This is a genomic window from Desulfovibrio sp. (assembly GCF_014803725.1).
GTDB lineage: Bacteria > Desulfobacterota > Desulfovibrionia > Desulfovibrionales > Desulfovibrionaceae > Desulfovibrio.
The window spans coordinates 1-13,988 of record NZ_JAAVBE010000029.1; the positions used below are offsets into that span (position 1 = coordinate 1).

Genomic DNA, 13,988 nt, shown 5'->3' on the forward strand with positions numbered 1-13,988 from the left:
CAGGCGCATGGCATCGGAAACATCCATGCCGCCATACTTTGCCCGCCACTTATAGAAGGTAGCGTCCGAAATACCGTGCTTACGGCATAAATCCACTACGCGTATACCGGCCTCTGCCTAACGCAAAATCCCGATGATCTGCTCTTCGCTGAATCGACTCCGTTTCATGGAAGTGCTCCTATGCCAGGAACACTAACTTTTCAATGGACCTGTTTTTGGGGGAGGGGTCAGCTTTGACGGCGATATCATCGAAGCCCAGCTTGCCACAAGGAGCAGAATACCGTTCGGGATGCCTATAACCATGCCTCCTATCTGGATAAACGCCGCAAAATGCTTCAGAGGTGAGCTGACTATCTTGACCCGCTCAAGGCCAGCCACAAATATCCATCTACATCCTAAAATTTGTTATTCTCATAAGTTAGTTAAGATATTTCTAGCGATTATAAATGTCTCGTATCTTTCCTCTAGGATTATGTGCCAATTGCTTTTCAATCACATCGGCAGAATAGCCTTGTTCATTGAGTAATGTTGAAGCCATCGGGCGGAACCCATGCGCACACATTTCTTCCTTGCCATATCCCATACGCCGGAGTGCCACGATGAAGGCGGCATCACTGAGCGCTTTGTCGGGGAACGCAGCCTCGGAAACATCAAACGTGCGTCTCCACTCATATCGTGTCATGCAGCGTATGCAGAATTTTCAACGATTGCGAAGAAAGTGGCACCAGATGGTCATGACGCATCTTCATGCGTTTGGCAGGAATGCGCCAAAGATTTTCCTCGAAGTCGATTTCCGCCCACTCCCCGAGGCGCACCTCACTGGGGCGCAAGAAGGTCAGCGCCAGCAGTTGCAGCCCCGCCTTGACAGTGAAGGTACCGGGGAAGTCATCGATGGCCCGCAGGAGACCGCCAATGGCTTTCGGTTCGGTAATGGCGGGGCGCGGTGTCACGACACGCGTTTTGAGCGCGTCTCGCAAATCGGCAGCCGTGTCGCGCTCGGGGCGCCCTGTGGCGATGGCATAGCGAAAAATTAGGGAACAGATGCCCCGGACCCGATGGGCTTGGTCTACCGCGCCGCAAATTTCAATTTTGCGAAGGACGGAAAGCAATTCTGGCGGCGTGATTTCCGCAATAGGGTGATTGCCCAGATAGGGGAAGATGTCTTTGGCGATCCGCTCCATCACGTCTTTGGCGTAATTTTTGGTCCAGACAGCGTTCTGATTGGCGTGCCACTCCCGTGCCACGGCCTCAAAGGGCGTCTGGAGGCTTTTCGCCCGCAGCTTTTTCTCGGCCCCAGGGTCAACGCCGCTGCTCAATTGTTTTTTGGCGGCAGCGCAGGCTTCGCGCGCCTCTTTCAGAGAAAGTAAGAGGTATGTGCCCAGCGTGAGGAGCTTTTCGCGGCCTTGGAAATGGTATTTGACACGCCAGCTTTTGGTGCCATGCGGGGAGATGAAAAGAAAAAGGCCGTTGCCATCAAAAAGTTTGTGGCTTGTCGAGGGGCCTAGCCGCACGGAGCGCGGTGTCGGTGAGGGGCATGGGGTATTCTCCTGGCAAGAGGTTTATATACCCCTCGGACTACCCCTTAAACTGGTGGGTGTCTATGGACTAATCGCTCTTGGCGGGACAGTCCGTTTTGCCTAATCCCTTGCCAAGCAAGGTTTTTTGGGCTGTCCCGAACCAAGATGGATAACACTGTGGCGGAGAGGGGGAGATTCGAACTCCCGGTGGTGTTACCCACACACGATTTCCAATCGTGCTCCTTAGACCAGCTCGGACACCTCTCCGTAACCCGTTCCCAGCAGCAGGAACGGATATATTTACCTCAGTTCAAGCAAGAACGCAAGCCTGGCGGCGGGCGTTAAAAAATATGACGGCCGAGGGGCTCAGACCTGGGCCGCAAGACCTTACAGCTTCACCACAATTGTTCGGGCTTTTTCCCTTCCGGGGGCGTATCGCCGTTTTCGCGCCATTTCAGATGCGCCACATAGGGCGTACAGGGGCAGCGATGCGCGAAGGGCGTGCCCTTGGTGCCTTTTCTGATGAACCAAGCCAGGCCGGCTACCAGCGTAATGACAAGGATGCTCCAAAACATGGTGCCTCCGTGTGTTTCCGAACGGCGAAACCGCCAGCGGGGGGCGCTGCCCGTTTATTCCCCGTCGTCCTCGCGTCTCCCAGGCCGCTCCTCGGGGCGCCGGCGCCCGTTCTTGCGCGCTTCGGAGCCCTTCTGGAATGCCCAGAGGCCGAAGAGGGCGAAAAGGGCGATGCCGATGGCGTTAATATAGTCCACGGCGTTCACCTCATCCGGGTTACGTTCGCGGCGCCACAAGCGTTTCTACAGCCTGAAGCCGCTCCAGCTCCACTTGCCGCAAAGGCCCGGTTCGCCCCCTAGGCGGCGCCGATCTGGTTGAAGCCGCTGTCCACATAGATGGTCGCGCCGGTGACGCCGCGCGACAGCTCCGACGCGAGGAAGACGGCGGTGCCACCCACATCCATGGTGCTGACATTGCGGCGCAGGGGCGAATTGGCCTCCACATGGGTGAAAATATCTTTCAGGCTGGACACGGCCGAGGCGGCCAGCGTCTTGATGGGGCCCGCGCTGATGGCGTTCACGCGCACGCCCCTGGGGCCGAGGTCATAGGCGAGATAGCGCACCGAGGCTTCCAGCGCGGCCTTGGCCACACCCATGACATTGTAGCCCGGGATGATGCGCGTGGAACCCAGGTAGGTCATGGAGATGACCGAGGCGTTTTCGGAAAAGAGCGGTTCAAAGGCCCGGCACAGCCCGGTGAGGGAATAGGCCGAAATGTCGAGGGCCAGCTTGAAGCCGTCCCGCGAGGTATCGATGAAGCGGCCAACCAGGTCCTCGCGGTTGGCGAAGGCGAGCGAATGCACGAGGATGTCGAGGCCGCCCCAGTGCTCCTTGACGAGCTCCGCCGCATGGGCGATCTGCGCATCGTCGGTCACGTCGCACTGGAAGGTGAATTCGCCGCCCAGTTCGGCGCTCAGGGGTTCCACGCGCTTCTTGATGGCGTCGCCCACATAGTTGAAGGCCAGGCGCGCGCCGTGGGCCTTGAGGCTGGAGGCGATGCCCCAGGCAATGCTTCTGTTGTTCGCGAGGCCCATGATCAGGGCTTTCTTTCCTTCGAGCAGCATAGTTCCTCCTTTGGCGCTTGGCAGAAGGCTCCGGCGGGGCGCCGGCGTCACTTCGTCAGTATGTCGTAGGCTTCCTGATAGCGTTTTGCGGTGGCGTCGATGACATCCTGCGGCAGGGTTGGCGGCGGCGGCTCCTTGTTCCACGGCTGGGCACTGAGCCAGTTGCGCAGGTACTGCTTGTCAAAACTGGGCTGCACCTTGCCCGGTGCGTAGCTGGCAGCGGGCCAGAAGCGCGAGGAGTCCGGCGTGAGCACCTCGTCGATGAGGTGCAGGGTGGCGTTGATGAAGCCGAACTCGAACTTCGTGTCCGCCACGATGATGCCGCGCTTCGCCGCGTGGGCGCTGCCCGCGTTATAGAGCTCGAGCGACAGGGACGAAACGTTCCTTGCGGTTTCGTCGCCGAGCAGCGCCGCCGCCTGGGCCAGGGTGATGTTTTCATCGTGCTGGCCCAGTTCCGCCTTGGTGGAGGGGCAGAAGAGGGCGGGCTCCAGCTTGTCCGCCTCGCGCAGCCCGGCCGGGAGCTTGTGCCCGCAGATCATGCCCGTGGCTTCATAATTTTTGAGGCCCGAGCCGGTGATATAGCCGCGGACGATGCATTCCACGGGCAGGGGCTCGGCCTTGCGCACGATGACGGCGCGCCCCTCAAGCTCGTCCTTCCACGGTGCGAGCGCCGCGGGGAAACGATCCACATCGCTTTCAAGGATGTGATTGGGCACGATGTCCTCAAATTTGCGCATCCAGTAGAGGGTGAGCTTGTTGAGGATGACGCCCTTGTAAGGGATGGGCTCGGCCATGATGACATCAAAGGCGGACATGCGGTCCGTGGTGACGATGAGCAGGGTGTCATCGTCGATCTCATAGATGTCACGCACCTTGCCGCGCGAACGCAGGGGATAGGCGGTGATGTCCGTTTTGGTGACAACTTTCATTGTGTCTTCCTTCTTGGCTTGGGGGCCGCAGCGCCTTATTTCAGCATGCCCGCCCCGCGCTTGCGCCGCGCTTCCACGGAGCGGGCATGCGCTTCCAGCCCCTCCAGGCGGGCGAGGCCGGTGATGGCCTCGGCATTTTTGTCAAGAAATGCCGGCGAGGCCGCGATGATGCTCGTTTTTTTGCAAAATGTCTGCACGGAGAGCGCGGAGGAAAAGCGCGCCGTCCCAAGGGTGGGCAGCACATGGTTCGGGCCCGCGTAGTAGTCGCCCACGGGTTCCGGGCTGTGCTGCCCGAGGAAGGCCGCGCCCGCGTGCCGGATGTGGGGGAGCACGGCCCACGGGTCGCGCGTGCAGATCTCCAGATGCTCCGGCGCCACCTGGTTGGCGATGGCCACGGCAGTGGAGAGGTCGGGCACAACGGCGATGCAGCCCCAGTCCGTGAGGGAGCGGGAGGCGATCTCGGCGCGGGGGAGCTCGGCGCACTGCCGTTCCAGCTCCTGCGGCAGGCGCTCGGCGAGGCGCGGAGAATCGGTCACGCAGATGGCGCAGGCGAGGGCGTCGTGCTCCGCCTGGGAGAGCATGTCGGCCGCCACCCAGGCGGCATTGGCGCTGTCGTCGGCGAGGATGAGCACTTCGCTCGGGCCGGCGATCATGTCGATGCCCACCATGCCCTGCAGGAGGCGCTTGGCCGTGGTGACATAGATATTGCCCGGGCCCGCGATAACGTCCACGCGGGGCATGCTGTCCGTGCCAAAAGCGAGCGCCGCGATGCTCCAGGCGCCGCCCACGCGGTAGACCTCCTCAATGTCCAGAAGATGCGCCGCGGCCAGGAGGTGCGGGTCTATGCTGCCGTCCGCGCGCGGGGGCGTGCAGATGGCAAGGCGCGCCACGCCGGCCACCTGTGCCGGGATGGCGTTCATGAGCAGGCTCGAGATGAGCGGGGTGTTGCCGCCCTGGCCGCCGGGCACATAGAGGCCGACGGCGTCCACCGGGAGCACGCGCTGCCCGAGGATGGTGCCGTCCGGGCGCGTCACGAACCATGAACGATCCAGCTGCGCCTCATGGAAGGTGCGGATATTGGCCGCGGCGCCGTAAATGTATTCCCGGCTCTCCACGGGCACGGAGGCTGCGGCCCGCGCGATCTCCTGCGGGCTCACCCGCACGGGCAGGGTAAACTCCGGGGCGTCGAACTTTCGCGTGTAGTCAACCAGGGCCGCGTCGCCGCGCTCGCGCACATTGGCGATGATCTCGCGCACGGCGCTCTCCACGCCGGCGTCGGGCGTGGTGCGGCCGGCGAGCCAGCCGGAGGCCTGGGCCCAGTCTTTTTCATTCTGGATGTGGAGCAGGCGGCATGTCATGGATGGTCTCCTCGCATCGTGCAAGTGGTGTACAGGAATGCCGGGCGAATGTCGAGCCGCGCGCCGACTTTGGGCGCCCGCATCTTGACACTGGCGCCGCGCAAACGTACCACAATGGCAACGCGCCGCGGGGCGGGGGCGCTTCCCCGGCCCGCGCACCCATCCATGAGGAGGAACCAAGATGCGTCATAAGATGCACCCTTATTATAGCGCACACTCCCCGCATGAGGCCCGCCGCCACGAGGAGGAGAGGGAACGCCATGTGGCCGCCATGGAAGACGGCCCCTTCGGCGCGACCGGGCAGGCCCAGGGCGACGATCTTGCCGACCAGGCCGACGCCGTGCGCGACGTGACGGAGCCCGCCCCCGAAAAGGAGGGCGCCCCGGCGCCTGAAGCCGCCCCCGCGGACGACGAGGCCCTGGCCCGCTGCAAGGCGGAGATGGAAGAACTGCGCCTGCGCACCGCCGCCGAGATGGAAAATTTCAAGAAGCGACTCACGCGTGAGCACCAGGAGCAGATGCGCTTCGCGGCGGAACGCGTCCTCGGCGACCTTTTGCCGAGCCTCGACAACCTTGACCTCGCCCTGCAATACGGCAGCCAGCACGAGGCCTGCAAGGACATGCTCCAGGGCGTTTCCATGACGCGCAAGCTCCTTTTGGACGCGCTGGAAAAGAACGGCCTCAAGGCGCTCGGGGAGGTGGGCGAGGAGTTCAACCCCGAGGTCCACGAAGCCGTCGGTTTCGAGCCCAACCAGGATCTCGCCCCGGGTTCGGTCACACGGGTCATGCAGCGCGGCTACAAGCTCAATGACCGGCTCCTCCGCGCGGCCAAGGTGATGATCAACCAGTAGCCCCGGCAGCGGTTCCGGCCGGCGATGGCCGCGTTCTAGTGGACATTCGCCGCAGGTTCCAGTAGGAACAGCTTTTTACGGCGCCCGGCGCGCATGGCTGGCCCCATACAAGGGCTGGTCATGCGCTGGCGGGCGCATTGGCCTTTTTGGCCGTGGCGTTCACTCTTTCTTTCGCAGGTTCCGCGCCATGCCCATCGACATCCCCCGCTTTGAGGTCGGAAGCGTTCCTTCCACTGTTCCCACCACTGTTCCCGAAGTGCGCCTCACGGCCGACACGAAGCTCGAGATACGCCCGGCGCGCGTGTCGGACGTGCATGGCATGTCGGCCCTCATCAACCAGTATGCGTCCTCCAACGTCATGCTGGCCCGTGGGCCGCAGTATCTCTATCAGCATATTCAGGACTACATGGTGGTGACGGCGCCCTCGGCGGAAAACGGCGCCGAGACGGTCGTCGCGTGCGGCGCCCTTCATGTGCTCTGGTCCGACCTCGCAGAGATCCGCTCCATAGCGGTGCACCAGTCCTGCCAGGACAGGGGCCTCGGGCGCAAGCTCGTGGCCGCCCTGGTGGAGCGTTGCCGCGACCTGGGCATCCCGCGGGTCTTCGTGTTCACGCTGGTGGCCTCGTTTTTCCGCAATTGCGGTTTCAGGGAATTTGAGCGCGAAAACCTGCCCCCCATCGTCTGGGTGGAGTGCAGCAAGTGCCCCAAGTTCTACCGCTGTGACGAAATCGGCATGATCCGCTCCCTCACGGACTGAGACCGCGCCCGGCAGAGCAGCCCCACTCCATCCCATCATCACACGCCCCAGGCGGCCGGAGCACTCATATGAACAGGCTTGCAGGCAGGGATTTTCTCAAAGAGATCGACTTCACTCCCGAAGACCTCGTCTATCTTCTCGACCTCGCGGCGCGCCTCAAAGCGGCCAAGAAGGCCGGGCGCGAGCCGCGCTTTCTCGAGGGGCGCAATATCGCGCTGCTCTTTGAGAAAGACTCCACGCGCACCCGCTGCGCCTTTGAGGTGGGCGCCCATGACCAGGGGGCGCACGTCACCTATCTCGGCCCCACGGGCTCGCAGATGGGCAAGAAGGAATCCCTGGCAGATACCGCGCGCGTGCTCTCCGGCTTTTTCGACGGTATCGAGTACCGCGGCTTCGAACAGGCGCGGGTGGAGGCGCTCGCCGAATACGCCTCCGTGCCGGTGTGGAACGGCCTGACCAACGAGTGGCACCCCACCCAGTTGCTCGCCGACATGCTCACCATGCGCGAAACCTGCCCGAAGCCGCTTGACCAGCAGCGCCTCGCCTATCTGGGCGACGCGCGCTACAACATGGGCAATTCGCTCATGGTGGGCTCGGCCATGCTGGGCGTGGATTTTTGCTCGGTGGCCCCGAGGGAGCTCTGGACCTCGGACGAGGTCTATGAGATGGCGCGCCACATCGGCGAGCGCACCGGCGCGCGCATCACGCGCACGGAAAGCGTGGAGGAGGGCGTGCGCGGCAGCGATTTTCTCTATACGGATGTCTGGGTCTCCATGGGCGAGCCCGACGAGGTCTGGAAGGAGCGCATCCGCCTGCTCACGCCCTACCGCGTCACAGAAAGGGTCATGCAGCTCACGGGCAATCCCGACTGCCGCTTCCTCCATTGCCTGCCGGCCTTCCATGACCGCAAGACCGAGATCGGCGAGCAGATATACCGCCGTTTCGGCATCGAGTGCATGGAGGTGGACGACGCGGTGTTCGAGTCCCCGCGCAGCGTGGTCTTTCAGGAGGCGGAAAACCGCCTCCACACCATCAAGGCGGTCATGGTGGCCACGCTGGCGTCAAGGCCGCTGGAATTTCCCGAGTAGGCGGGGCGCGCGAGCCCGCCCCCATCTGATCGGAGGCCGGATGCCGACCATTCGCAAAAACCTGCTGCAACTGCTCTTTTCCGGCGCCTATCTCCTGCGCTGGAACGACAAGCTGCGCCCCGTGGAATTGCAGGAAATCGACAAGCAGGCGCACAAGATGCTGCTCGCCTGCGCGCTCTGGCAGGAAAACTCTCGCGACATGCCGGCGCCAGAGCGCACGGCCCTCGGGCAGAAAATCATCGAGGGCGGTCTTTTCGACTATTTTTACCGCTGCATCATCACGGACATCAAGCCGCCGGTTTTCTACAAAATCAAGGAAAATCCCGAACATTACCGCCAGCTCACGGAATATGTGCTCGGTCGCCTTGAGCCCGTGCTGGCGCCGCTCGGCCCCTTCTGGGAGCGCATGCGCGCCTGGCATCTGGAGGGCGCGGGCGAGGACAGCCTTGACCGGCGCATCCTCACCGCGGCCCATCTCTACGCCTCGCAGTGGGAATTCCAGATCATCAGGCCGCTCAACGGCTTTGACGATGAAATGGATTCCATCGGCCAGTCCTTCGTGGAGCGGCTCAACACCCTGCGCGGCTTGCGCGGCATGGACTCGCTGCTCATCCCGGGCACGGCGCTCGCGCGTTTCGCCAATCTTTGCGGCCAGCTGCGCTTCCAGATCCGCTGGACGCAGGCCCCGCGCATCCCGGCCACCTCCGTGCTCGGGCACATGTTCATCGTGGCTTCCCTGGGCTACTTTTTCAGCCTCGGGGTGGGCGCCTGCCCGGCGCGCTCGGTCAACAACTTTTTCTGCGGCCTGTTCCATGACCTGCCCGAGCTTCTGACACGCGACATCATCTCGCCGGTGAAGCAGTCCATCTCCAGCCTGCCGCAACTCATCAAGGAATACGAGGAGGACGAGCTCGAGCGGCGCATCCTCGGGCCCTTGCGCAAGGAGGGCTTCGGGGAGCTCGTGGCGCGCATCGCCTATTATCTCGGGCTCGAAGTGGGCTCGGAATTCCAGGAGTGCCGGCGCGAGGCCGGCGCCGTCGTGGCCGTGGACGGCTTTGACGAGCTCCAGCGCCGCTACAACCGCGACGAGGACGACCCCAAGGACGGGCAGCTCCTCAAGATCTGCGACTGGCTCGCCGCCTTTCTTGAGGCGCACAGCTCCATCCGCAACGGTGTCTCCTCGCCGCATCTGGTGGCGGCCGAGGCGCGCCTCAAGGGCAAGCTCAACGAAAGCAGGCTCGAGCCCGTGCTCCAGCTCGAGGCGCTGCTCGCGGATTTTGACTGATGCGCGGTTTAGCTGCCCTCGCCTTAGCGTTCTCGCTCGCCCTGCTGGCTTTTTCGCCGTGCCGGGCAGCCGAGATGCAGCTTTCCAAGGGCATGACACACTACGCCCGCGACATGGAATTTTATTACCAGAAGCCCCGCCCCGAGGTATTGCCCGGGCTTTTGCGCACCCTGGCGACGCAGGGCGTGCTCGGCCACGGCGAAAAGCGCCTCGTGGTGGCGGCTTTCCTTGGGGAGCTCGCGGCAAAGCGCAAGGCCTCGCTGGAGGCGCTGGCGGACGGCGCGGAGTCCCTTCCGGGCGGAGCGGCGGCCGACGCCCGGCGCACCCTGGCCTGGGCCGCGCATCTCGGGGGGTTTTCAAACGAGCGCCAACTGCTCGACAGGCTGCTCACGCCGGCCGACTCCACCCTGCGGGCGCATATGGGCCGCAGCCCGGCGCCCCTTGCCGCGTGGCAGCCGGGAGAGCCCGCGGTGCCGCGCATGTTCTGGGGCGCCTATATGGCCTCGGGCGATGCGGTATGGCTCGATCGCCTCATTGACGCGACCCTCAGCTATGCCCGGCTCAACGCGGCCGGGCGGCAAGGGGAGGCGGGTTTTGCGGGCAGCGCCGCCGCCGCGGCCCTGCTCTATGACATGGCGCCACGGCATGCGGCCGTGCAGGAACGCGTGCGGACGCGCCTTGCCGGCACGAGCGGCCCTGAGGCCGACACCCTGCGCCTTATCCTGAGGGAAAACGGCCGCTGAGGCTCAGCGCTCGAAGCGCTTGGGGCAGACAAGGCAGGCCGCGTCAGGCGCATTGCGCACGAGAGCTTCCCGAAAGTCCGCAAATTCCTGCTTGTTCCAGATATCCCACGGCGCTTCGGCGCGCACATCGCCAAAGACCCTGCGGCGCCCATCGCCGCCGAGGGCCTGTCCCACTGCTGCTTCACCTGCGTTGTCCGGCACATTGAGATACACGCAGGGCGAGATCTTGCCGTCCGCGTCCACGTAGCAGCTCCGCGCCACATTTTCGCGGCAGCCGCCGGCGTCGGCCACGGCCTCGGCCCCGGGCAGGGCGAAGTGGATGATGCGGCCCCGCGAGTCAGCCTCGGCGGCGATGTGTTCCAGTATCTCGCGGGCCCGGGCGATCTTTTCCGTCTCCTCTGGGGTGAAGGCGAGTTCCTGTTGCCCGGGGAGCGCGAGATAATCCAGGGTGCTCACCACGGCCATGTCCACGTCCAGCTCGTCCATGAGCGCGGGCAGCCCGCGGGCGGCCTCCATCCTGTCGGAGAGCATCAGATAGGCGAAATGGATCTCCAGCGGCTCGCCGTCGGCAGGGCGTCCGGCCTCCCTGATGGCGGCGCGGAGTTGGCGCACGCTTTCGCACACGCGCGCAAAGGGCACGCCCGCGCGTGCGTCGTTGCTGGCCTCGTCCGTGCCGACCAGCGAAAAGGCCAGAAGATCCATGCCGCTTTGCGCGAGCTTGCGCGCGAGCTCCGCGTCCATCCTGAGGCCGCAGGAGGTGCTGGACACGGCGCAGCCGGCCCGGCGCGCCAGGGCCACATAGTCGAGGAAGCGCGGGTGCAGGAGGGGTTCACCCCAGCCCTGGAGGTGCGCCCGCTGGGCGCCGCGCAGGAAGGGCCAGAGCGCCGCGAAGACCTCGTCGGGCATGTGGCGGCTCTTCCAGGTGGCGCCGGCCGTGGTATGCGGGCAATAGACACAGCGCCCAGCGCAGCGCGAGGTCACTTCCACCTGGAGGCAGTCGAGCGGGCGCTGCACGCCCAAAAAAGCCTCGCGCAGGCGCTCGAGGAAACCGGGCGCCCGGAAGGCCGGGTCGGCCAGCGGGTCGGGCCGCGTCGCGCCGCTTGGGCTGGGAATTTCATGTTCTGCGTCGCGCATGACCCCTCCCCTCAGTGCCCGAAGAGCCTGCCAAGCCAGCCGTGTTTTTTTTCCGGCTGCGGGCTCCAGCTCGTTTCCACACAGGGCAAAAAGGGCGTGGCGCCCCACTTTTTCTTGAAAAAGCTCACGCCGGCGCCCATGCCGAGGCCGAGGTTGAGCAGGCTGTGGCCACGCGCGGCGCCTTCGGCGGCAAGGGCGGCGAGGAGGGCGTCGGCCGTGCCCGGGGGCGCGTCCGGCGAACGGAAGGCGAACATGTAAAAGGCCGTCGAGAAGGAGGAATAATCCCCGATGGCGCAGGCGAGGAGGCGCCCCGCCGCATCCCGCGCGGAAAAGAGGCGCGCGTCCGGCGCGGCGGCGAGATAGTCCCCGAGCTTGCGGAAAATGTAGCTGCTGCCCTCATCCACCTCCGCGCCCTTCCTCACGATGAAGGCTTCGGCAAGGGCGGCGTGCTCTGCCGTCCAGTCGCCGGCGCCGCCGCTTTGCTCAATGACTGTTTCCCGCGCGGCGCGGCGCAAAAGGTTGCGGATCTTTTGGCCGGCGCGCCCGGCCGGAACGGCGAGGGGCAGGGGAAGAGACCAGTACGCGTCTTTCGTGCTTTCCGCATGGGCGGGGGCTGCGCTCGGGCGGCGCGCGGCAATCACCGTCAGGCGCTCCAGCCCCGGGAGCGCCAGGGCCTCGGTCACGGCGGCGTCAACGGCGCTCCCGTCATCCGGTTTGCCGGCGGGATAGGCCACCAATACCGCCTGGCCGCCCCCGTGGTGGAGCGCACAGCCGCCGCAAAGGCGGCTCTCCAGCCCGGAAACGGCCCGCACATAGGGGAGCAACTGGTCGGGCGTGAGCGCGGCCGTCGTGATGTGTGCGAGATGTGAAGCCCCGGCTACCATGCCACATCCTCCCCGCCGCGCCGCATGCGCCGCAGCCTGAGCTTGAGGCGCGGCAAAAGGCCGAACGGTGCCTGGCGGACGCTGAAACCGTCTTCCGCCAGCATGTGCCGCAAATTGACCATGTGCGCCGAGCCCACGAAGACCGCGGCGCGGCCTTCCTCAAGATAGGGCCGCATGCGCTCCCTGAAGCGCTGGTCCCGGCGGCTGATGACATATTCCGTGCGCGTGGGGAATTCCGCGCTCGAACCCATCATGCCTTCGAGGTCGCCGGCGAGATAGGCGCGCATGTTCTTGCGCGAGAGCGCCTTCCAGCCGTCGCACGCGCGGAAGAAGCGCACCACACGCTCGGGCGGCAGCGAACCCAGCGAATCCAGCTGTTCCTCAAGGCTCTCCATGCCCACCACGTTCTTGCCCATGGCATGCGCCACGCGCCAGGCCTCCATGTCCACGGATTCGCGCCAGCCCTGCCGCTCCAGAAAGGCTGTCCAGAGGCTGAAAAAGGCGCACCAGGGGCGCGCATGGGCGAGCAGCCACCGCACGTCGACCTTGCGCTCGTGCACCAGCCCGAAACTTTTGGCGAGCGCCCCCTGCGGGCCGTGCACCACGCGCTCGAGGCGGCGCACGTCCGCCTCTTCCAGCAAATCAAGGATGGGCGTTGCCCCGGGGAGGGGCGTGCGGCCCGCGCGGTCCACGTCGGCCATGAAGCCTTCGTCCAGCGGCCCCTCGAAGAGCACATGGTCCACCTTGCGGAAGAGGCGGCGGAACGAGGGCTCGAAGGAATGGCAGAAAAAGTGCGCGGTGCCCGCCACCCAAGAGGTGCGGCCGTTCTTCTCCACCTCCCAGAGCATGGCGAAGGGGCGGCGGCTCGGCCTGTCCTCGATGATCCTGGGGCGCTCGGCCGGCGCGCGGAGGAAGGCGAGCGCCACATCCTGCAGCATGTTTCCTTCGGCCGGCGCAGCGGCGGCGCCAGCTTTTGCCGTGGTGCGCGGTGCCTCCGTCCATTCCGCCATGACATAGGGGAAGGAGGGCCGGGCGCCCCACTTGCGCTTGAAGCGCAGGATGCCCTCATTGACGCCGAGACCCAGGTGGATGAAACGCTTGCCCGCGGCCTGCGCGCGCTCGAGCATGGCGGCGAACAGGAGGTCGGAAGCGTGGGGCACGGGATGGGCGCGGGAGTGGGCGCCGAGCACATAGCTCACGAAGTTCTCAGGGGCATAGTCGAGCAGCAGGCAGGCCGCGAGCCGACCCTCGCCGTCCCGGGCGTCGAGGAGCCGCAGGCTGCCCCGGGCCTCGGCCAGGGCTTCAGGCGTGCGCCCATAGAGCGCGGCCACATGGGGCGCCATGGGAGCGGCCTCGCCGCGCTGGATGCGCCCGAGAAATTCGGCCCACAGGCGCCGGTGCTCGGGCGTGAACACCGTGCCTTCGGTCACGGTGAGCACTTCCGCCGCCTTTTTGAGCGGCCCGCGCAGCCGCGCAGGCGGCTTGGCCTTGGCGGAAAGGACGTAGTAGCGATCCTTGTCCGTCACGTGCCCGGCGAAATGAGGGGGCAGATCGGGCCCGATGGCCCAGCAGGCCGTGGCGCCGGTTTGCTCCAGAGCTTCTTCAAGTGCCCCTTTAAAGGTCTCGTGACTGTAGCGCCCCTCGAGAGGATAGGCCACGGCCATGAGCCAGTCTTCCGCGGCAAGGAAAAAATACGGTCCGATGCAGATGGGCAGCCCTTGCGAAAGGGCTGTCATGAGCGACAGCGAATGCTCGGGCACGCGGGCGAGGGCGCCCATGCGCGCAAGCATGTCCCCCATGGCGGGCT

The 13,988-nt window shown here is 65.0% G+C and carries 15 protein-coding genes, 1 tRNA gene and 1 pseudogene; 5 read left to right on the forward strand and 12 right to left on the reverse strand.

Translation table 11 applies throughout. The annotated features are described in order from the left end of the window. The 9 genes and pseudogenes from HDR50_RS10725 to hisD all read right to left on the reverse strand — a co-directional run. A pseudogene (locus HDR50_RS10725) lies at positions 1 to 168 on the reverse strand (transposase); the annotation flags it as partial. A gap of 265 nt (positions 169 to 433) precedes the next feature. After that, on the reverse strand, positions 434 to 682 hold the full coding sequence (locus tag HDR50_RS10730) for a hypothetical protein (RefSeq protein WP_291358137.1): 249 nt from the start codon (positions 680 to 682) through the stop codon (positions 434 to 436). Continuing rightward, positions 669 to 1,511: an integrase arm-type DNA-binding domain-containing protein gene (locus HDR50_RS10735; protein WP_291358138.1), complete on the reverse strand. Its 843-nt coding sequence runs from the start codon at positions 1,509 to 1,511 to the stop codon at positions 669 to 671. The genes HDR50_RS10730 and HDR50_RS10735 overlap by 14 nt, the downstream gene beginning before the upstream one ends. A 184-nt stretch (positions 1,512 to 1,695) precedes the next feature. Then, positions 1,696 to 1,784, reverse strand: a tRNA-Ser gene (locus HDR50_RS10740). 128 nt (positions 1,785 to 1,912) lie between these two features. After that, positions 1,913 to 2,092 (reverse strand): hypothetical protein, encoded by a 180-nt coding sequence (locus HDR50_RS10745; RefSeq protein WP_291358139.1) that lies wholly within the window; start codon positions 2,090 to 2,092, stop codon positions 1,913 to 1,915. A gap of 54 nt (positions 2,093 to 2,146) precedes the next feature. Next, entirely contained in the window at positions 2,147 to 2,287 is a 141-nt protein-coding gene (locus HDR50_RS10750) for a hypothetical protein (protein WP_291358140.1), read from the reverse strand. Between the two features lie 98 nt (positions 2,288 to 2,385). Next, positions 2,386 to 3,153, reverse strand: a complete 768-nt coding sequence (locus HDR50_RS10755; RefSeq protein WP_291358141.1) for an enoyl-ACP reductase — start codon at positions 3,151 to 3,153, stop codon at positions 2,386 to 2,388. Between the two features lie 47 nt (positions 3,154 to 3,200). Next, on the reverse strand, positions 3,201 to 4,082 hold the full coding sequence (locus HDR50_RS10760) for a phosphoribosylaminoimidazolesuccinocarboxamide synthase (RefSeq protein ID WP_291358142.1): 882 nt from the start codon (positions 4,080 to 4,082) through the stop codon (positions 3,201 to 3,203). 35 nt (positions 4,083 to 4,117) lie between these two features. Further along, complete coding sequence (gene hisD, locus HDR50_RS10765; protein ID WP_291358143.1) at positions 4,118 to 5,440, reverse strand: histidinol dehydrogenase; 1,323 nt, start codon at positions 5,438 to 5,440, stop codon at positions 4,118 to 4,120. Positions 5,441 to 5,621: 181 nt separating this feature from the next. On the opposite strand from hisD, the gene grpE reads away from it, so the two are divergent. The 5 genes from grpE (at position 5,622) to HDR50_RS10790 (ending at position 10,163) form a co-directional block, all read left to right on the forward strand. After that, the gene (gene grpE, locus HDR50_RS10770) at positions 5,622 to 6,290 is read left to right on the forward strand and encodes a nucleotide exchange factor GrpE (RefSeq protein ID WP_365817577.1); all 669 of its coding nucleotides are present in this window, start codon (positions 5,622 to 5,624) and stop codon (positions 6,288 to 6,290) included. A 187-nt stretch (positions 6,291 to 6,477) separates the two neighbouring features. After that, positions 6,478 to 7,047, forward strand: coding sequence for an N-acetyltransferase (locus tag HDR50_RS10775; RefSeq protein WP_291358144.1), 570 nt, complete (start codon positions 6,478 to 6,480; stop codon positions 7,045 to 7,047). Positions 7,048 to 7,115: 68 nt separating this feature from the next. Beyond that, a complete protein-coding gene (gene argF, locus HDR50_RS10780; protein ID WP_291358145.1) occupies positions 7,116 to 8,135 on the forward strand; it encodes an ornithine carbamoyltransferase in 1,020 nt (339 codons plus the stop codon). A gap of 40 nt (positions 8,136 to 8,175) precedes the next feature. Further along, positions 8,176 to 9,420 carry an HD domain-containing protein gene (locus tag HDR50_RS10785; protein ID WP_291358146.1) on the forward strand — a complete coding sequence of 415 codons (1,245 nt, stop codon included), beginning with the start codon at positions 8,176 to 8,178 and terminating at the stop codon, positions 9,418 to 9,420. Continuing rightward, a complete protein-coding gene (locus tag HDR50_RS10790) occupies positions 9,420 to 10,163 on the forward strand; it encodes a translation initiation factor 2 (RefSeq protein ID WP_291358156.1) in 744 nt (247 codons plus the stop codon). Before HDR50_RS10785 ends, HDR50_RS10790 begins: the two co-directional genes overlap by 1 nt. 3 nt (positions 10,164 to 10,166) lie before the next feature. On the opposite strand, the gene HDR50_RS10795 is transcribed toward HDR50_RS10790, so the two are convergent. The 3 genes from HDR50_RS10795 to HDR50_RS10805 are packed head-to-tail and all read right to left on the reverse strand — an operon-like array spanning position 10,167 to position 13,980. Next, positions 10,167 to 11,297: a radical SAM protein gene (locus HDR50_RS10795; RefSeq protein WP_291358157.1), complete on the reverse strand. Its 1,131-nt coding sequence runs from the start codon at positions 11,295 to 11,297 to the stop codon at positions 10,167 to 10,169. 11 nt (positions 11,298 to 11,308) lie between these two features. Then, on the reverse strand, positions 11,309 to 12,181 hold the full coding sequence (locus HDR50_RS10800; protein ID WP_291358158.1) for a phosphatidylglycerol lysyltransferase domain-containing protein: 873 nt from the start codon (positions 12,179 to 12,181) through the stop codon (positions 11,309 to 11,311). Beyond that, complete coding sequence (locus HDR50_RS10805; protein ID WP_291358159.1) at positions 12,175 to 13,980, reverse strand: TraB/GumN family protein; 1,806 nt, start codon at positions 13,978 to 13,980, stop codon at positions 12,175 to 12,177. Before HDR50_RS10805 ends, HDR50_RS10800 begins: the two co-directional genes overlap by 7 nt. Positions 13,981 to 13,988 lie beyond the last annotated feature (8 nt).

What these genes read in the sequence shown, in the direction of transcription:
- argF (WP_291358145.1), top strand. Translation starts at nt 7,116, where the DNA reads ATGAACAGGCTTGCAGGCAGGGATTTTCTCAAAGAGATCGACTTCACT.
- HDR50_RS10775 (WP_291358144.1), top strand. Translation starts at nt 6,478, where the DNA reads ATGCCCATCGACATCCCCCGCTTTGAGGTCGGAAGCGTTCCTTCCACT.
- HDR50_RS10795 (WP_291358157.1), bottom strand. Translation starts at nt 11,297, where the DNA reads ATGCGCGACGCAGAACATGAAATTCCCAGCCCAAGCGGCGCGACGCGG.
- HDR50_RS10805 (WP_291358159.1), bottom strand. Translation starts at nt 13,980, where the DNA reads ATGGGGGACATGCTTGCGCGCATGGGCGCCCTCGCCCGCGTGCCCGAG.
- HDR50_RS10745 (WP_291358139.1), bottom strand. Translation starts at nt 2,092, where the DNA reads ATGTTTTGGAGCATCCTTGTCATTACGCTGGTAGCCGGCCTGGCTTGG.
- HDR50_RS10730 (WP_291358137.1), bottom strand. Translation starts at nt 682, where the DNA reads ATGACACGATATGAGTGGAGACGCACGTTTGATGTTTCCGAGGCTGCG.
- grpE (WP_365817577.1), top strand. Translation starts at nt 5,622, where the DNA reads ATGCGTCATAAGATGCACCCTTATTATAGCGCACACTCCCCGCATGAG.
- HDR50_RS10800 (WP_291358158.1), bottom strand. Translation starts at nt 12,181, where the DNA reads ATGGTAGCCGGGGCTTCACATCTCGCACACATCACGACGGCCGCGCTC.
- HDR50_RS10755 (WP_291358141.1), bottom strand. Translation starts at nt 3,153, where the DNA reads ATGCTGCTCGAAGGAAAGAAAGCCCTGATCATGGGCCTCGCGAACAAC.
- HDR50_RS10785 (WP_291358146.1), top strand. Translation starts at nt 8,176, where the DNA reads ATGCCGACCATTCGCAAAAACCTGCTGCAACTGCTCTTTTCCGGCGCC.
- hisD (WP_291358143.1), bottom strand. Translation starts at nt 5,440, where the DNA reads ATGACATGCCGCCTGCTCCACATCCAGAATGAAAAAGACTGGGCCCAG.
- HDR50_RS10760 (WP_291358142.1), bottom strand. Translation starts at nt 4,082, where the DNA reads ATGAAAGTTGTCACCAAAACGGACATCACCGCCTATCCCCTGCGTTCG.
- HDR50_RS10790 (WP_291358156.1), top strand. Translation starts at nt 9,420, where the DNA reads ATGCGCGGTTTAGCTGCCCTCGCCTTAGCGTTCTCGCTCGCCCTGCTG.